Genomic DNA, 16,065 nt, shown 5'->3' with positions numbered 1-16,065 from the left:
ATTCTATACTAGCAAATTATGGGTGGAAGTATCAAAGTATAGTTTCATTTCTTTTAGTTTTAATTGCTTGTTATGTATGGAAACATTTTTTTAGTGATATAACAAGAAAATGGATGGATATTACTCTAAATAAAATGCAAAATATATTTTGTAATTAATTTTAAATTGCAATATAGTCATTCTTGAGTGGATTAGCATACGTGAAAATGCGGTAATACTATCGCTTAGAACGGTTCTCTTTCTTAAATAAAATCGTTTTTTGTAGTTTAAGTCTTTGTACGTAATGTCGTGTTATAACTATTGTAGTCCATAGTGATTGCCTTGATTATATTTTGATTAGATACCTTAATAATAATACAAAGCTCACTATAGATTTCTTTAAGTGTCCAATTTTACTTTACAATTAAAAAATATATTATATAAATGGTAGGCTTATGAGTAAAATAATTCAATTACCAACATTTATTTGGTACTCCATGACAACCGATTTATATACACAGTATCGTTCTTATATAAAACAACAATTAATGAATAAATCTAACTCAGAGTTACGAATTATACATGAATTATTAATAAGTGATTTTGAGAGTCGATATATGTTTATATGGGGAACTATTTCTTTAGGTGCTATTTTGGCTCTTATAGTAAGTATAGGATCAAATTTGGCAATAGAAGTCTTGAAGGAAGGTGCTAGTGAAAGTATTATTTTTGCTTATAGCCAATTTATAATAATTACTATAAAAGTACTGTTAGGTTGTAGCATAGTAGGCTTTGTTTCAACTATGCTTTTGAGTATTTCTAAGTTCAAATCTATTGGATTTTATGGTATTTTATTTGTTGGAATAATAGGAATAGCTTATTGGAGTCATTTTGAACACTCTATTCTTATGGACTTATTCTTTCTCATATTGGGTTGTATATGTACAGGCATTATGTTTGCTACAATTTTTGATACGATAAAGAAATGTGCTGTTATCAAGAAATTAATAATAGAGGAGCTTATAAGTAGCAGGAAAAAGAGGATACGATTACCAAAAACTATTAGTTGACTATACTTTTTTGAATGCTAATTAGAATCATAAATAAATATGATTAACAAAAGGACAGTTGATATAATCAGCTGTCCTTTTCTATGTGTAAATATTGTCACAACGACCTCATGTATCTCGTGTATTTTATGATGTATATACACATCATTTCGGTATAGTTACCAGTTGATGTAGTATCTTTATAGTTTGAGATTAAAAATATGAGGTATAGCGTATGAGACAGAGCAATATTGAATTATTGCGTATCATTTCGATGATACTGATTATTATGCACCATTTTAGTGTGCATGGGACATTTCCCTTTACACCGGATTTAACGTTTAATAAGGTATTTCTCCAAGTATTTGCACTTGGAGGCAAGGCTGGTGTAGTCGCCTTTGTTATGATAACGGGCTATTTCATGATTTCTAGTAGCTTCAAGCTGCACAAGTTTGCCAAGTTAGTAGGGCAAATATGGTTTTACAGCATTGCCATGCTGGGCGTGGCTATGGGTTTAGGACTCGATACGGTGACGTCAAGAAACATGATGCTTGCGCTATTGCCCATTGGCGCCATGAGCTGGTTCGCTCAGAACTTTTTAGTCCTCTATTTACTAACGCCTATTATCAATCGAGTACTTCATTGGCTGCAGCATAAATATTACGTTATGCTCCTAGTGGGGTCCACGGTAATTTGGTTCTTAATACCAACGGCATTGAATTTGTGGCCTAATTTACCGCATACCACCTTTGGCTTTAAGCATATCTTTTCCTTTATCGTGTTCTATTCGATGGGGGCGTACATTAAGCTGTACGACTCACATATAACAAGAAAAGTGGGTATTATTGTTAGCGCCATAGGCTTTGTTGGGGCTTTTCTAGGGGATATCCTCGTCGACGTACTAGCCATGAGAAATCCAGAGTATATGAAACAGATTTTCTACTTCACGAAAAATGATTATGGCCTATTCCAACTACTATTAGGTATTGGTTTATTTATTCTTTTCTTGAAAGCACAAATCGTTTATCGTCCTTGGATCAATACGGTAGCATCTACTACCTTTGGCATTTACCTATTGCATGACAATAGGTTATTCCTTTATCATATGTGGGACAATATATTGGCAACATATCAGTATTATAATTCTATATTATTGCCGCTGTATGCAATCCTTATAGTAGCGCTTATTTTTGTCATCGGTATGACCGTAGACTATGTGCGGTTAGCTTTCATAGAAAAACCTGTGATGAAAGTTATTACACCAAGCCTTGAGCGGATTCAGTCAGGCATAGAGAAAAGACTGTCATTTTAATGCAATTTTCCCCATTTTTTGATATAATATTTAGGTATTATTTTGATAAAATGGGAGGTTATTATAATGCGTAAATTCTTATATATGTTAGCGGCCCTGCTTGTATTAATCGGCATTAATACTCACGATGTAGAAGCTCGTCAAGATGTGTATGCTACGACGTATCACGGTAATAGCTGGTATGTAGATCAAGACTCTGTAAAGAGAGTGGGGGATATTCTCAATTTTACGGTGTACACAACAGCAGGTCTTAGCTATAAAGTAACATCTAGCGATGACAACTATTACAATGCGGACGTATTTTACGACAACAATAAACTCGCAACAGACAATGGACAATCCCTCTGGAAATCTCCAGGTATGATGGCAGCTATGCGCGTGGCGCGTAAATAAAATAAAAGGCAGCGATTAAATTGCTGCCTTTTTTTGCTAACATACTTTCGTATATTTCTATATATAGATTCTTATTGATTCGCTTATATGTTCGCCATATAATTATCTTAGGATAGCCGGCGAGGTTGGGACTCTCTTCGTAAATGAAGGGAGGGGTGCCTATGAGTGATTATGAGTTGATCATGCTAATTCTAGAGGTAATGACCATAGTTATTGCCTTTGGAGCACTTGTGGCGCTTATTTGCTTTGGAAAAAGCAAATAGCCCTTCGTTACCAGTAACTGGATAACTGAAAGGCCATTTCATCACGTATTTATTTCTTGAGATGAGCCCGACGGAACCACTCGTTTGGCTATCTACTTATATTATAGGGATAAAGATATATATCGTCAAATTGAGATGAAATACTTTATAACAATGTACTCATGATAATGAATGCTAATTAAATAGTTATAAAACTGCGTATGACTAAAACCAAATATTAATAACAACTACATATAAATAATCATAAAAAGCTGTACATACATAGATTAGATTGAACGGCTTTGATGTCAAAACCAATTTAACATCAAAGGTAATTCAAATCGACTATGTGTGTACAGCTTTTTTATTTCTGTGTTTTTGTGTGTTAGTGTATTTGTGTGAAAGCAGTCATTAGACTACCATAAAATCTTGTTTTACTATTTTTCTAGTTTATCTACTAAGCGTTTTACCGTTTCTTGGAGATCTTTATTTTGTGTTTCTAATGCTTGTACTCGTTGTTCCAATGCATTATAAGAGGCAGGAGACATGGTAGTAGGCAAAGATTTTCCAGGTTTGTAGGTGATGCCTACATTGGCCATGACATGATTGTTCATGGTAAATCCTGTGGTGAGTAGAAGATTATCTTTGTGATAATAGCCTATACCTAAGGCTACTGCATTAGCATTTTTATAATGACCGTAGCCTGCCATGTATTGGACGCGATTATCTGGATCATATGGTAACGGATGCAATGCGGCTAACGCAGCGGCACTAGCATCGCCTTTATTGGATTCCGATTCGACACGCTGTACCTCTTGAGATACATGTTGCACGGAATTTTCTACTTGTTGAACCGAATTTGTTGTTTCTTGTACGGAGTTCTTAATTTCTTGTACTGAACCTTTGACATCTTGAACAGATTTTTCTACATTCTGAACTTTAGTGTTTACTTGTTGTACAGATTTATCAACCTTGTCGAAATGTTGCTCGGTACTTTTACCAAGGGCATCAATCATTTGATGAACGCCGTGGAGCTGAGAGCCGTTGATCGCATCTGTAGAGGTAGCGCTCACGCGACCTGCAGCGAGATTAGTGATGGTTCGTTCTTTATCTTTAGCCCCAACCGATACCGTTGATACAGGAGCAGTGCCGGCATAGTTGACTGTAGTACCATTTTCAAATGTATGGCTTGCGGTGCCGACTACATCACCGTCTGTGAAATCATTGCCGAGGATAACACCGTTTTTTAGAGAGGTGGTTACGTTGTTACCGAGGACAAAGGTATTTTCTCCCGAAATGTGGTTATAATTACCTACACTGTATGAATTGACCGCATCAATAGCCGTTTTGCCGTATTCGCCCTGGCCGAATACACCGGATGCGGTCGCTTTTTCAGATAGTGTATTATAAGAGCCTACGGCCAAACCTTTAGCGGCTTTTACGTTCACATAATGCCCCACGGCAAGGTCAAACTGACCGTTTACCGTCGAATTCGAGCCGATGGCTACGGAATTGCTGGCTTTACTGTTGGCACCCTGAAAGTTCCCAATCCACACGTTTTTATCACCTACGGATTTTTCGCCCGATTGCGTCCCCATGACGATGAAGTTCGTCAACTGGCTCGTATTGCCTGCGGCAAAACCAACGGTTATGTTAAAATCGCCGGTACTGTCTCGGAAGGACTTCGCCCCGATGTTGATATTGCCGCCACCTGTTGAGCCTGCTCCAGCAACTGTACCCAAGGCTATATTGTTGCCTTGCACATTGATACCCTTGCCCTTGCCGTTCGTCGCGCCGGCACCGTTGCCGAGGGTAATGTTGCCTCCTGTTCCGGCGGTGAAAGTTTGGCCTTCCTTGCCGATGTTACCGTTGTTGTCAACGATATTGATCGGGGCCGCATAAACCGAAGCGGATAATGCCACCATTACAACACTTGCTAATACAAAACGTTTTTTACTCATCGTATACACTCCTTTGTGTAAAAACAAACTTTCACAAAACTTTCATAAAAGACTTACATGGCTACTATAATACCAAGTAAGTGTGTTGTAGATAGAATATTCACATATTGCCGATAAATATACAATATATTCTATAGGGGTTTATAATTGGTAAGAAATCTATGTGACATAATTGAGACATAATTTTAAAGTTTGAATAGTTATATATGGCTAATATTGTATCTTATTTGCATTGACAATTATCTATATATTTATATAAAATAGAAATGATTTCATGTTTTGTTCATGATGTGAGAATGAACAATTAACGTATATTATTATGTACCTAATCAGATGTGATTGTAAGTAAGAGTGTGTAATGAAATATATAATAGTGTTGTTGGCGGTTGCTTTTGGCATATCTGTCATGCCTGTGGAGGGTGAGCAGGTACATAAGACGGCGCAGTCTATGCAGACGACCACTGTAAAACAAGTTCATAGTTCTATAAAATTAGATGATATATTCCGCGTTAATTCGTCTCATACACCGAATCATGTCATCGGGCAGGGCGGATTAGAAATGCCGGAATCCACGGACAAAAAGACGACCCGTTATTCCGACACGGATGCGGTTAACTCTGCGTTACAGGCGGTGGTTATGACTGGTGTTCATTCTGCGATGCATGGGTCGAAGGCGAAGCCGTGGATGCAGCGAACCGTTTTGTCATTGCGCTTTCAGAAAAATTGGAAGCCCTTGTACGGTGTAGAAACCTTGCAGCCACTAGGTCATTATGATGAGACATCTCGTCATGTTTGGTTTACTCAGGAGCGATTGGCGAATGCAGCGGATACAGGAACGACGGCGAATGTGGGCATCGGTTATCGTCGAATTGCGGCGAACGATGACCACTATTACGGCGGCAATCTGTTTTATGACCATCGGTTTAGAGGTAATCACGGTCGTATGAGCGTCGGGTTGGAGTATGTATCGGGCATCGGTGCATTCCGTGTGAACTGGTATCGCGGTGTATCTGGCGAGCGTTCCCTTGATGGTGCGACGCATCTGGAAAATGTGTCTAATGGGTATACTGCGGAATATGGTACTAGCTTCAAGAATGCTCGTTGGGCTCGCGTGTACATGGAGGCTTATCGTTGGCAGTTGCGACGCGGTGTGGATAAGCACGGTTTGCGGATTGGTACGGAGTTGCAGCTCACACCGAGGATTTCCGTTGATATGGGCTATAATAAACCGGAGCATAAGCACGGTAGCCCTTACGGTAAGGTTATGTTCCGTCTAGCAGGCGTCGATACAGCGTGGTTCGGTGGTAACCATCGGTTGGATGCAAAAGCATCAGTTCGTGCGAATATGTTGGAAAATGTGCGCCGTCACCATACGGTGCACGTTGATTGATAGATTAGTATATATATATTTATTATTTTGATAAAAGCCGCATAAGAATCTATATTTATTTTTAGATAAAAGCAATAGCTTAATTGTAGAATGAAATTGAACACATAAAAAGTCCATAGTGAACCTTGTGTCATGATTTAAGTGACCAAACATAATCTAACCGAGGTAATCACTATGGACTATATTAAGCATAACACGACATTACGTACAAACAAACACTTAAACCTTGAAGAACGCTTTTATGTAGAAAAGAGAATCGCCGCAGGTGATTCTGTTACCGCTATTGCAACCGTATTAGGATGCTCTAGAACCACTATTTATACAGAACTAAAACGTGGTTCAGTTGTCCAAATTCGACAAGGTAAAGCCTGTATTGTATATATAGCAGATTCAGGGCAATTAACATATGAACAACAACGTCTTGGCTCATTTAATACAATGAAGTTAGGTTTCATAGAGTCCTTCATACTTTGGGTTGAAGAAAAAGTATTTAAAGACCATTGGTCTTTTGATGCTGCTGTCGGATATGCTAAACGTCAGTGTATATTTGCACGTAATGAAATGGTTTGTACAAAAACTTTGTATAACTATATTCATCAAGGTTTACTTGGGGTAAAAGCCATTGATCTGCCTTTGGTAGTACGTCGTTCTATGAGAAAATCCATTGTCAGAAAACATAAGCGCAAATCGGGGCAATCCATAGAACTTCGTGATGCTACAATTGAAACTCGTAAAGAATTTGGTCATTGGGAATTAGATACTGTTCGTGGAACAAAGAATAAAACAGATAACGTATTAGTGACGTTATTAGAGCGTAAAAGCAGACTATATGTAGCGTTACGTTGTCCGTCAGCACGTGCCTGTGATGTAAAAGAGACATTAGAAGCGTGGTTAACTACCTTTAGGAAGAATGTTGAATTAGGCACAATATGTAAGACAATAACCGCTGATAATGGATTAGAATTTGCGGACATATCTGAACTTGAAGATGAAATACTATCTATCTATTTTGCGCATCCCTATTCGGCTTGGGAACGAGGTTCTAATGAACGGCATAATGGTCTATTTCGCCGCTTTATTCCAAAAGGGCAGCGAATAGAAAATGTCTCAGCTGATACACTCCAACGGGCCCTTCACTGGTGTAATAATTTGCCACGAAAAATATTACATTACAAAACACCACAAGAGGCCTTTTTAGAAGAAGTTAATAAAATAGTGGATTTAAGTACTGTTCAATTTCATATTGCAATTTAAGATCCTTTTTCTTTTGATAGTCTTGAACTACCGAAACAAGGGGTGTTAATTCACGATTATATCGATTTTTACGCTCAATTAATTTGTTAGCCATCATATCTAAAGATGGTAATGATAGATTATATTTCCTTACAAACTTATTCCACTTTTTAAAATGCTTTTGAAAGTGTTGAATCAATTTCCAGTATAGCCGAACATCCATAAATAATTTTTTTTGTTCACTTTTTTCAACAGGGATATGATCTAATACAAAAATATCAATAAAAATACCGTATTCAATGAATTTCCCTTTAGAAAAATATTCATATAATGCAGTATCCGTATCAAAAAATTTAGCTACATACACAATGAAATAGTTTTCCTCATCCAGTTCAGACCATAATTTATAATGATCCATATTATTTTGAATATACTTTTTCCAAGCCATTTCAAACTTATTATATTCAGATCTCATCATAAGGATATCGACATCATCATCCCATGGAATAAATCCTTTATATCGTATGGCACCTAATGCTGTACCATACGCAAGACTATACTTAATATCATTTTTTTTACAAAACTCATCAAATCGTATTAATGTTTTAATAATACAGACTTTAGCTCATTAGTAGCTATCTTTTTCATAAAATAAGGTCCCCTCTTCCTTTATCTTTACTTAAAAATTTACCCCAAAATCATTTTAAGTATAGCTTTAAATTTTCATTAATTTGTACCATATATTGATCAAGTAATTCATAGCGCTTTCGATATTGACTACATTTTGTCATTTAATGATTCAATAAACTTAAGTAATTTTCCTAATAGAATTTTATAAAATCGAATATCAATATATACTTTTTAACAGATAAATAATTATTAGCATTATAACCTACATCACTAATAATATAGGTACTATTACTTATTATATAGCTAATACTATACATCTAAGATTTCTTTTATCAAACGTTCTTGACTATATGTTAAATTCGCCGTTGTTAAACCTTTCTTAAAAATATCAGGCCTATTAGATATAATATCTATAAATTCCTCTAATCCTTGTACAATAGTTTCTTGAGATGTTAAATCCAAAGCCATACCTATACTGCATTGATCTAATACTTCAGGATTGATTTCTGGAGATATAAGAACCGGCTTGTAAAAGCCAATAGCAGTAAACAGCATAGCCGCCCAGTGATAACGATATCGCTCTGCTCCATACGGCAATAATAAAGCATCTACACTCAATAAGGCTATATCCCAGTCTTTCCCAATCAGACTGGCATGGATAAACTTAATATTATTATACTGGCTATATTTCTTGATGATAGACTCAAATAAAGCCCCATCTTCAGGCTTTACCGTTGCCCCTTGAACGACGAGTTGTACCGAATCATCATAATTCAGCGATACAAAGGCATCTATAAAGCGCTCAATATTTTTCTCTTTTCTAAACTGACCAAAGAAACCTAATTTTATCAGTTTATTTGCTGATTTAGAGGTTTCCAAATTAGTATCTATACAAGTTGTAGAATTCGGAACTTTTTGGTCTTCTATATTAACATTATCTTGCGTATCACTATTCTTCTGTTCTCCACTCAATTCACTAAATGGCAAGAACACAGGAGGCAAGATTTTACGAACTCTCGGTAAATCAGGGCGCAACATATCATCGCGCAAAGAGATAACATCGAGGTACACGTTTCTATACGCATTAGCACGATGAGCTTGCTTAATAAAGCGATCCATTTCTCCCTTGCCAATGCCATGAAAGATAACATGTACTGCTGCCTTACTGTCCTTTAACGGCGTGTCTAACAAAGCTTTAATATAGCGATATGTCCCCGTCGGAATGATTAAAGCATCTATATTATATTCTTTAATTTTTTCTGCTGCTGATTTGAACCAATTGCGGCGACGGCGTTCTCGTAAAATGGATAAAAACGGCTTCTTCCACTTAGACGCTCCCGCATAGGTCACTACCTCTCCACCTTCCAAGTACACTATATCTACTCCATAATCTACTTTAAAAGGAAAGTTTTCCGGCACGAATAGTACTGGTTCATGACCTTGACGCTTTAATTCGTTGATGAGGATGCGATCAAATTCCACCTCATGACCAGCAGGCATGACAATACTTTCTAAAATTGCTATGCGCATAGCACACCTCTAGGCTTTTACATACGGTTTTATGTTTTCTTGAATCATAGCCTCATACTCATCTAACAGAGCATAGCGATTGCGATATTGGCTACGTTTTTGTGATTTAATCTCTTCCATAGGTTTGCGTTCTTCTTCAAGTGGAATAGTGAAATAATTTGGATTAGATTCCAATACGGTACCGCCGATATCCTCCCACAAGGTATCTAATATAGCAACCTTTGATTTATTACCGCGCACCATATGTGAATTTGCATAGAAGCCTTCATCAGATACAGCAAGTATGGATTCTACTTGCGCAGCATGAGCGATTTCACGAATCAAGAAGGTAATAAAGTTCTTCGGACGGTAACCATACATCTTTTTCGTAATCTTCTTAGCTCGCTCAAGACCATCTTTATAACCTTGAATAGTACCGATAACAAGAGTTCTCTCTCCGTTATGGCCTTTAGCAAAGCGAATATTTGCATGGTATACACCCTTATCTTCGAGTAAGAGCATAACCGTCAAGAAGCCTTCCTTACGTTGTCCCGGCTCGTAATATAGATGAGCAGACATATCGAGCTCATCAGAACTCCAAAGGGTAATACCCCGTTTTTTATCGAAATAATCAAACTCCACCTCGTCTACATACATGAGCTGAATCGCTTCATCCGTAAACACCTCTTGTAAGATTGTGAAATGCTGACGAAGTGCCTCCAAACGCCATTGTGGCGTAGAATTCTTAATCAAAAACATACGGCTCATCAATTCATAGAGACTAGAATGTTTTTCTAACAGCTTTGGATCTGGAGTATAAGATTTAAAGAAGTTTTCAAATTCCGTAACCGTTGAGTCATGACGACAAGAGCGCATTGTATGTAAGAAGGTTCGTCTCGTTTCACGCCATGTGCGCTTGCCATATATAGTACGGCCTATATGCCAATGTTTTCCAAAATTGCCTAACATAATGCTCCCTCTATTACAATTTACCCTTGGATTTTAGTAAATAGTAAAACTTTACGTATTTAGTCATCGTGTAAAAGTAGTGATTAACGGACAAAATAAAGCCCATCTTCCCATCGAGAATACCGCCTTGTAAGAAGTACACCTTGATGAAAGCCCAGGTAGGACGCAGAATTATATCCTTGATAAAAGAACAGCTTTTACCATTATCACGATATTTTTCAGCAGATAATGTGGTATAATTGTTGAATTTATTGAAATATTGATGCCAATTATCGTAGGTATAATGGTACATCGAATGTTGTAATTTTTCAGATGGATATAGACTTGATATTGACTCATGCACAGTCCCCTCAATGGTAACTCCATCCTTTGGCATTAAACGTAATACATAATCAGGACGCAGTACACCATGTGTAGCATGGTTATGTTGAAATTTATTACTTCTTTGTATCCAATACGATTTTTTAGAGTTATCAGATATAACCTCTTGTATTTCCTTAGCTAAAGAGTTAGAAATACGCTCATCTGCATCTAAAAATAAAACCCAATCACATTTAGATTGAGAAACACCAAATCGTCGTTGTTGAGCCCAATCTCCATTTAATAGATGTTGAATAACACGAGCCCCTAATTCTTGAGCTATAACTAAGGTTTTATCGGTGCTAAAATCATCGATAACCAAAACTTCATCGGCAAACTGCACTGACTCAATGCAGTCATGAATATTATGTTCTTCATTTCTCGCTAAGATTATTACAGATACAGTTGCCATAGTTTTACCTTTCACTTACGAACGTACTTGTTTTGCTAAGTACGATAAACGAGCCCCTATTTTATGAATCCAATCGGCACGGCCAAAGGACCATAAAAAGAGCTTATATTTAGAATTTAATAGCTTATAGGATGCGTCATTGCGATAAGTTTCAATCATTTTTTTACACTTATCGTAATACACTTGATTACCCGTTGGCTTTGCATAGTAAGCCGTTAAACAGGATAATACGGCTTTCATCAATAAACTATTGCAATCATCAACATATGGTAATTGATGATCTATAGCATATTGCAAGCGTTCCTCGTAACCGAGCACAAAATCCCATCGAGATTTCGGATGAAAAGAGGTTTGAGTTATGGAATTTGGATTGAGTCGATAGTAATAGTAACAACGATTGATATGACCCACCCGATTGGCATTAGCTACATATCGATAGGATGTAGCAGTATCCTCGAACTTTCGCCCTACAGGAAAACGCACATCACCGATAGCACTGCGTTTATATAACTTACTCCAAGCCGCCACAAAACAATCATGCATGGCTAATCGCAAGGCATCCTCTTTCTCATAAATTTCTAATTGACCATCATTGCAACCTTCGATAATATCACCATTTTTATCTCTGAAAGCAGTAAATTCGATAATATCAAGATCATGCTCTTTTAAAAGCTTTAACATATCTTCATAGAGGGTGAGCCCAATGTAATCATCGGAGTCCACAAAGGCAATATAGTCACCATTAGCCGCTTCTATCCCCGTATTGCGAGCCGCACTAACTCCAGCATTCTCTTTGTGAATGACCTGTATTCGCTCATCATAGGCTGCATACTGATCACAAATATCACCACTAGCATCTGTAGAACCATCATTTACTAAGATGATTTCCAAATTCATATACGTTTGGTTTTGAATGGACTCAATACATTCTGCAACATAAGATTCCACATTATAGACGGGTACAATGACCGAAATTAACTCCATTCCATGCTCCTCTTAAACATGCACTAGCCATATAACTAATGATTACATAAGCTTAGTTTTATATACAAACAGCTCAAACCAAATTATCACTTACTTAATTGAATAAATCGATTCTTTACGTAAATAAACTAAAAAATGTTATTGAATATTATTTCCGTGCTTAATACGCCATGCCGCTAGTTCTCGCATGTTTTTAATTATATCCCCATAGGATTGCGGCATACTTGCACTTTGTTCTGATACTTTTCCGTTTTTATTGAGATACAATCTATGGTTAAAGACAAATTCCTCTTGTGTAAACAAACTAGGCACCATGGCTTTATAGGTTTGACCTGGACGACCCACTAATTCTGCCAAGGTTGGAATGATTTGAATGCTCATGCCAAATGCATTAGGCGCAAGCCATTCTTTATGAATGCCACGACCATAGAAAATAAGTGGAATCGTAGATGCCACATTAGGACCTACTTCACGAGCAAAGTTAAAGCGTTCGCTATGGTCACCAGTGATAACGAAGAGTGCAGACGGATCTGCTTTTTCTTCGCGAACGATAAAATCACCCATCACGTGATCTGCGTACCAAATATGACCCATTTCGTTCAATTGCTTGTCGTTTTCTTCGATAGAATCAGGCAAATGACCTTTTACCTTATTCACATCGTAGCCTTCCTTAGCGACATTGATGCTATACGGTGGATGATTAGAAGTGGTCATGATAACATTGAGAATTTTTTCCCCTCTATGTTGATCCATATAGGTAGAAATAGCTTTAAATAAATCTTTATCGCCTACACCCCAAGCGTTGCCGTCTTCGCTTGGCATTTCTGAAGCATCGTGGAATTCATCGAAACCTTGAGATAAAGCAAAGTTCTTAACATTTTGCCAAGTACTAAAGCCACCATACCAAAATACAGTCTTGTAGCCTAGCTTTTTCATAACAGGACCAATACCTAAACCATAAGGCTCTTTGAAACTTTCACCTTCATAGTTAGGATATAACCCTGTGTCAGGCATACCCGTCAACAAACCATTGATGGCCGGCATCGTGCCTGTACCTTGCGCGAGGGCTAGCTGCGTGCTCATCGCTTGAGGACTAGCAGCGTATTTACGACCTTGTTCAACGAGGTACGCACCAGGCTCGTTATATTCAGCGAGGAACGGCCACAAGCCATAGGATTCTCCAAGAACGAGGTTTATGGACTGTGGTTGCTCCGCTAATCGCTGTGTTGTAATGGTTCTGGTAAAAGAACCGTCAAAATTAGTGCCATTAAACTTACCGCCAACGGCAGTGATTTTTTCGTTTAGCTCTTGAGGCGTTAAGTTAATAACCTCAAGCTCAGCCGTCCGTTTCGCAATGCTTTTAACACGATAGAGAGCCTGCACATCATCGAGGATATTTTCATTCAACAAATTAGAACTTAGGCGCGCCGCACTTTCCCAGTTGATGGAATTCGTATAGCTGAAAGCACCGCCAAATCTAAAGAATAGACCTAGTACGCCAATAGCAACCGTCAATCCAATGCCAGTCATCCATTGTGTTTTCTTCGTCTTAGGATACCAAGTAGTACAAAGTCGTTGATTATCTGCACAGTCACTATTTCTTAGACTATCCGCATCATCACCATTACTTAGATCATCAACATAGTCACTATAATTCTTTGCATCCCATCCTAAGAAGCGAACGAGGAACCAGCAAAGAGCTGCGCTCAATACAATGGCCCCAACGATGTACATGAGGGCGTTATATTCGTTGATTGCTGTGTTTACAATGGCTCCGATATCGTCGTTTTTACCGTTGATGAGCATCGCATTGTAGGAGGAGTTGAAGATTTTATAGAACGGAATGCGTCCCAAAAATAAAAAGGTCAATAGTACTGTGGCAATGGAGTAAATCACTTGTTTAATGCGCAAGGACGGCCATTTAGGTACAAAGGTATGTACCAACGTACCCCCTAAAAAGCCCAGTAAACACAAAGAACCGACGGTCTTGAGACTCAATCTAAAGCCTAGCCACAAGGATGTGAGGATATTCTCTATCGTCACAGAAGCTAGTTGTGATTGAAATACTGCAAGAAACACGATTCTAAATGCAGTCAATAAAGCAGAGAAAAAGATAAATACCTTAATCTCTGTCTTTATGCCTTCAAATAATCGTTGCCATCGGTTCATTATTAACCCCTAACTGTTGTATCCTATAACTCTAATTATTAACCTAACACTAAACTTAATTATTAGCCTAACTGCTATGTTAGAAAAATAACTATATTGTTATATACGTAACAAAACTACATAACCATACTGCCTAAATAATTATTAAAACATCATAAACCAAGCATATATGCCATGTAATATTCTACTAGTTACATAATAATCAATTAACTTGGATATTTCTTACATTTAGGCCCTTTACATCGTTTGCATTTACCGCATCCACGGTCGATAGTCCCAGCACTTGCTGATTTCTTCGCACTAGCACTCTCCTTGGCCGTCTTTTCAGAGGCCTTACTATTCCATACGGAAACTATCGTTCCTGCTTTTTTGCGGATTCATCTTTTTTGGATTGTTTATCCTTTTTCTTGTCTTTCTTTTTATCTTTTTTCTTGAAAGTATCCGCTAAGAAGACTGTCTTTAACTTATCATTTAAAAATTTAAGCTTCTTTTCAGCCTTATCTTTCTTTTTCTTTAACTTTTCTTCGGCTTTATAAAGCTTATCTTCTTTATGCTTCTTGTGTTTTTTATCTTTCTTATCTTCTTTAGACTTCTTATCTTTCTTAGATTTCTTCTCTTCCTTGGACTTTTTGTCTTCTTTAGATTTTTTATCCTCTTTGGATTTCTTGTCCTCTTTGGTTTTTTTATCTTCCTTAACTTTCTTGTCCTCAGAACCGTTGATACGCGCCCATTCATCATCAACGCGTTTCAATTTCTTTTTAAGAAGCTTTTCCATCTTCTTATTCGTTTTATCGGACTCTAAACCAGCTTTACCAAATAACATAGCATTCACTGCTGTATATGGATCAATGGACGACTTATCCTCATCGTCCACTACATCTTTCTCTGATTTCTTATCTTTCTTCTGAGATTTGCCCTCTTTTTTAAGAGACTTGGCCTCTTTTTTATAATCCCTATCTTCTTTTTCAGATGATGTATCTTCTATTTTAGAGGCTTTTTCTTCTTCCTTAGCTTTTGAAAGCTCACCAACACCATCTGTATCTAACGTATCATCTTTATCTAAGCGATGAATTTCTAAGCTTTCAACACCATCTATAGGACTGACATCAAGATGTTCAATGGTATCATCCTCAAGATCTGAAATATCATTAACAGAACTTTCACCAGAACCAGTGAAAAGGCCACCCATAGATTGTAATTCGTTCAATTTAATATGATTCATGCCCACCGTAGAGTCATGTTGCACTGGCACGTCAGATAATTGTACCTGTTCCATAGCATATACGTCATCATTATGGCTAGCACCCTTGCCAAGTCCATAGGAAGTGTCAGAGAAGATGATATTTTCCTTATCATCGCCTAGAACATCACCAAATAAATCTTGTTCTAAAGATTCATAAGAATGCAATAGAGCCATCCGTTTTTGAACATCTTCAATTTGATTCCATAAATCAACGAGAGAAGATGTATAGT

Annotated in this window: 13 protein-coding genes; 5 read left to right on the top strand and 8 right to left on the bottom strand. The window is 37.4% G+C overall.

Annotated features, from left to right (window positions below; genetic code table 11):
- Nucleotides 1–434: 434 nt before the first annotated feature.
- From Q0507_RS08305 to Q0507_RS08295, 3 genes are all read left to right on the top strand, one after another.
- Nucleotides 435–1,049 (top strand): hypothetical protein, encoded by a 615-nt coding sequence (locus tag Q0507_RS08305; RefSeq protein WP_298714975.1) that lies wholly within the window; start codon nt 435–437, stop codon nt 1,047–1,049.
- 214 nt (nt 1,050–1,263) lie between these two features.
- Nucleotides 1,264–2,340 carry an acyltransferase gene (locus tag Q0507_RS08300; RefSeq protein WP_298714973.1) on the top strand — a complete coding sequence of 359 codons (1,077 nt, stop codon included), beginning with the start codon at nt 1,264–1,266 and terminating at the stop codon, nt 2,338–2,340.
- Between the two features lie 66 nt (nt 2,341–2,406).
- Nucleotides 2,407–2,733 carry a Tat pathway signal protein gene (locus tag Q0507_RS08295; protein WP_298714971.1) on the top strand — a complete coding sequence of 109 codons (327 nt, stop codon included), beginning with the start codon at nt 2,407–2,409 and terminating at the stop codon, nt 2,731–2,733.
- A gap of 679 nt (nt 2,734–3,412) precedes the next feature.
- Here Q0507_RS08295 and Q0507_RS08290 read toward each other — a convergent pair.
- Nucleotides 3,413–4,936, bottom strand: coding sequence for a YadA-like family protein (locus Q0507_RS08290; protein ID WP_298714969.1), 1,524 nt, complete (start codon nt 4,934–4,936; stop codon nt 3,413–3,415).
- Between the two features lie 358 nt (nt 4,937–5,294).
- Between Q0507_RS08290 and Q0507_RS08285 the strand changes: the two genes are divergently transcribed.
- Both Q0507_RS08285 and Q0507_RS08280 read left to right on the top strand, forming a co-directional pair.
- Nucleotides 5,295–6,326, top strand: coding sequence for an inverse autotransporter beta domain-containing protein (locus tag Q0507_RS08285; RefSeq protein ID WP_298714967.1), 1,032 nt, complete (start codon nt 5,295–5,297; stop codon nt 6,324–6,326).
- A 174-nt stretch (nt 6,327–6,500) separates the two neighbouring features.
- Nucleotides 6,501–7,580 (top strand): IS30 family transposase, encoded by a 1,080-nt coding sequence (locus tag Q0507_RS08280; RefSeq protein ID WP_298714965.1) that lies wholly within the window; start codon nt 6,501–6,503, stop codon nt 7,578–7,580.
- Here the strand turns inward: Q0507_RS08280 and Q0507_RS08275 are convergent.
- The 7 genes from Q0507_RS08275 to Q0507_RS08245 all read right to left on the bottom strand — a co-directional run.
- Complete coding sequence (locus Q0507_RS08275) at nt 7,531–8,157, bottom strand: phosphorylcholine transferase LicD (protein ID WP_298714977.1); 627 nt, start codon at nt 8,155–8,157, stop codon at nt 7,531–7,533. The genes Q0507_RS08280 and Q0507_RS08275 overlap by 50 nt on opposite strands.
- A gap of 341 nt (nt 8,158–8,498) precedes the next feature.
- Nucleotides 8,499–9,719 (bottom strand): glycosyltransferase, encoded by a 1,221-nt coding sequence (locus Q0507_RS08270; RefSeq protein ID WP_298714961.1) that lies wholly within the window; start codon nt 9,717–9,719, stop codon nt 8,499–8,501.
- Between the two features lie 9 nt (nt 9,720–9,728).
- Nucleotides 9,729–10,667, bottom strand: a complete 939-nt coding sequence (locus Q0507_RS08265; protein WP_298714959.1) for a DUF535 family protein — start codon at nt 10,665–10,667, stop codon at nt 9,729–9,731.
- Nucleotides 10,668–10,680: 13 nt separating this feature from the next.
- The gene (locus tag Q0507_RS08260; protein ID WP_298714957.1) at nt 10,681–11,439 is read right to left on the bottom strand and encodes a glycosyltransferase family 2 protein; all 759 of its coding nucleotides are present in this window, start codon (nt 11,437–11,439) and stop codon (nt 10,681–10,683) included.
- 15 nt (nt 11,440–11,454) lie between these two features.
- On the bottom strand, nt 11,455–12,423 hold the full coding sequence (locus tag Q0507_RS08255) for a glycosyltransferase (RefSeq protein WP_298714955.1): 969 nt from the start codon (nt 12,421–12,423) through the stop codon (nt 11,455–11,457).
- A 138-nt stretch (nt 12,424–12,561) separates the two neighbouring features.
- On the bottom strand, nt 12,562–14,592 hold the full coding sequence (locus tag Q0507_RS08250) for an LTA synthase family protein (RefSeq protein WP_298714953.1): 2,031 nt from the start codon (nt 14,590–14,592) through the stop codon (nt 12,562–12,564).
- Nucleotides 14,593–14,944: 352 nt separating this feature from the next.
- Nucleotides 14,945–16,065, bottom strand: a 1,121-nt coding sequence (locus Q0507_RS08245; RefSeq protein WP_298714951.1) for a hypothetical protein, incomplete at its 5' end; no start/stop codon positions are given.

It is taken from the genome of uncultured Veillonella sp. (assembly GCF_938010505.1).
In the GTDB taxonomy this organism is placed as follows: domain Bacteria; phylum Bacillota; class Negativicutes; order Veillonellales; family Veillonellaceae; genus Veillonella.
This window is presented reverse-complemented; position numbering and strand designations above follow the sequence as displayed.

What these genes read in the sequence shown, in the direction of transcription:
- Q0507_RS08250 (WP_298714953.1), bottom strand. Translation starts at nt 14,592, where the DNA reads ATGAACCGATGGCAACGATTATTTGAAGGCATAAAGACAGAGATTAAG.
- Q0507_RS08300 (WP_298714973.1), top strand. Translation starts at nt 1,264, where the DNA reads ATGAGACAGAGCAATATTGAATTATTGCGTATCATTTCGATGATACTG.
- Q0507_RS08270 (WP_298714961.1), bottom strand. Translation starts at nt 9,719, where the DNA reads ATGCGCATAGCAATTTTAGAAAGTATTGTCATGCCTGCTGGTCATGAG.
- Q0507_RS08295 (WP_298714971.1), top strand. Translation starts at nt 2,407, where the DNA reads ATGCGTAAATTCTTATATATGTTAGCGGCCCTGCTTGTATTAATCGGC.
- Q0507_RS08265 (WP_298714959.1), bottom strand. Translation starts at nt 10,667, where the DNA reads ATGTTAGGCAATTTTGGAAAACATTGGCATATAGGCCGTACTATATAT.
- Q0507_RS08260 (WP_298714957.1), bottom strand. Translation starts at nt 11,439, where the DNA reads ATGGCAACTGTATCTGTAATAATCTTAGCGAGAAATGAAGAACATAAT.
- Q0507_RS08305 (WP_298714975.1), top strand. Translation starts at nt 435, where the DNA reads ATGAGTAAAATAATTCAATTACCAACATTTATTTGGTACTCCATGACA.
- Q0507_RS08285 (WP_298714967.1), top strand. Translation starts at nt 5,295, where the DNA reads ATGAAATATATAATAGTGTTGTTGGCGGTTGCTTTTGGCATATCTGTC.
- Q0507_RS08255 (WP_298714955.1), bottom strand. Translation starts at nt 12,423, where the DNA reads ATGGAGTTAATTTCGGTCATTGTACCCGTCTATAATGTGGAATCTTAT.
- Q0507_RS08280 (WP_298714965.1), top strand. Translation starts at nt 6,501, where the DNA reads ATGGACTATATTAAGCATAACACGACATTACGTACAAACAAACACTTA.
- Q0507_RS08290 (WP_298714969.1), bottom strand. Translation starts at nt 4,936, where the DNA reads ATGAGTAAAAAACGTTTTGTATTAGCAAGTGTTGTAATGGTGGCATTA.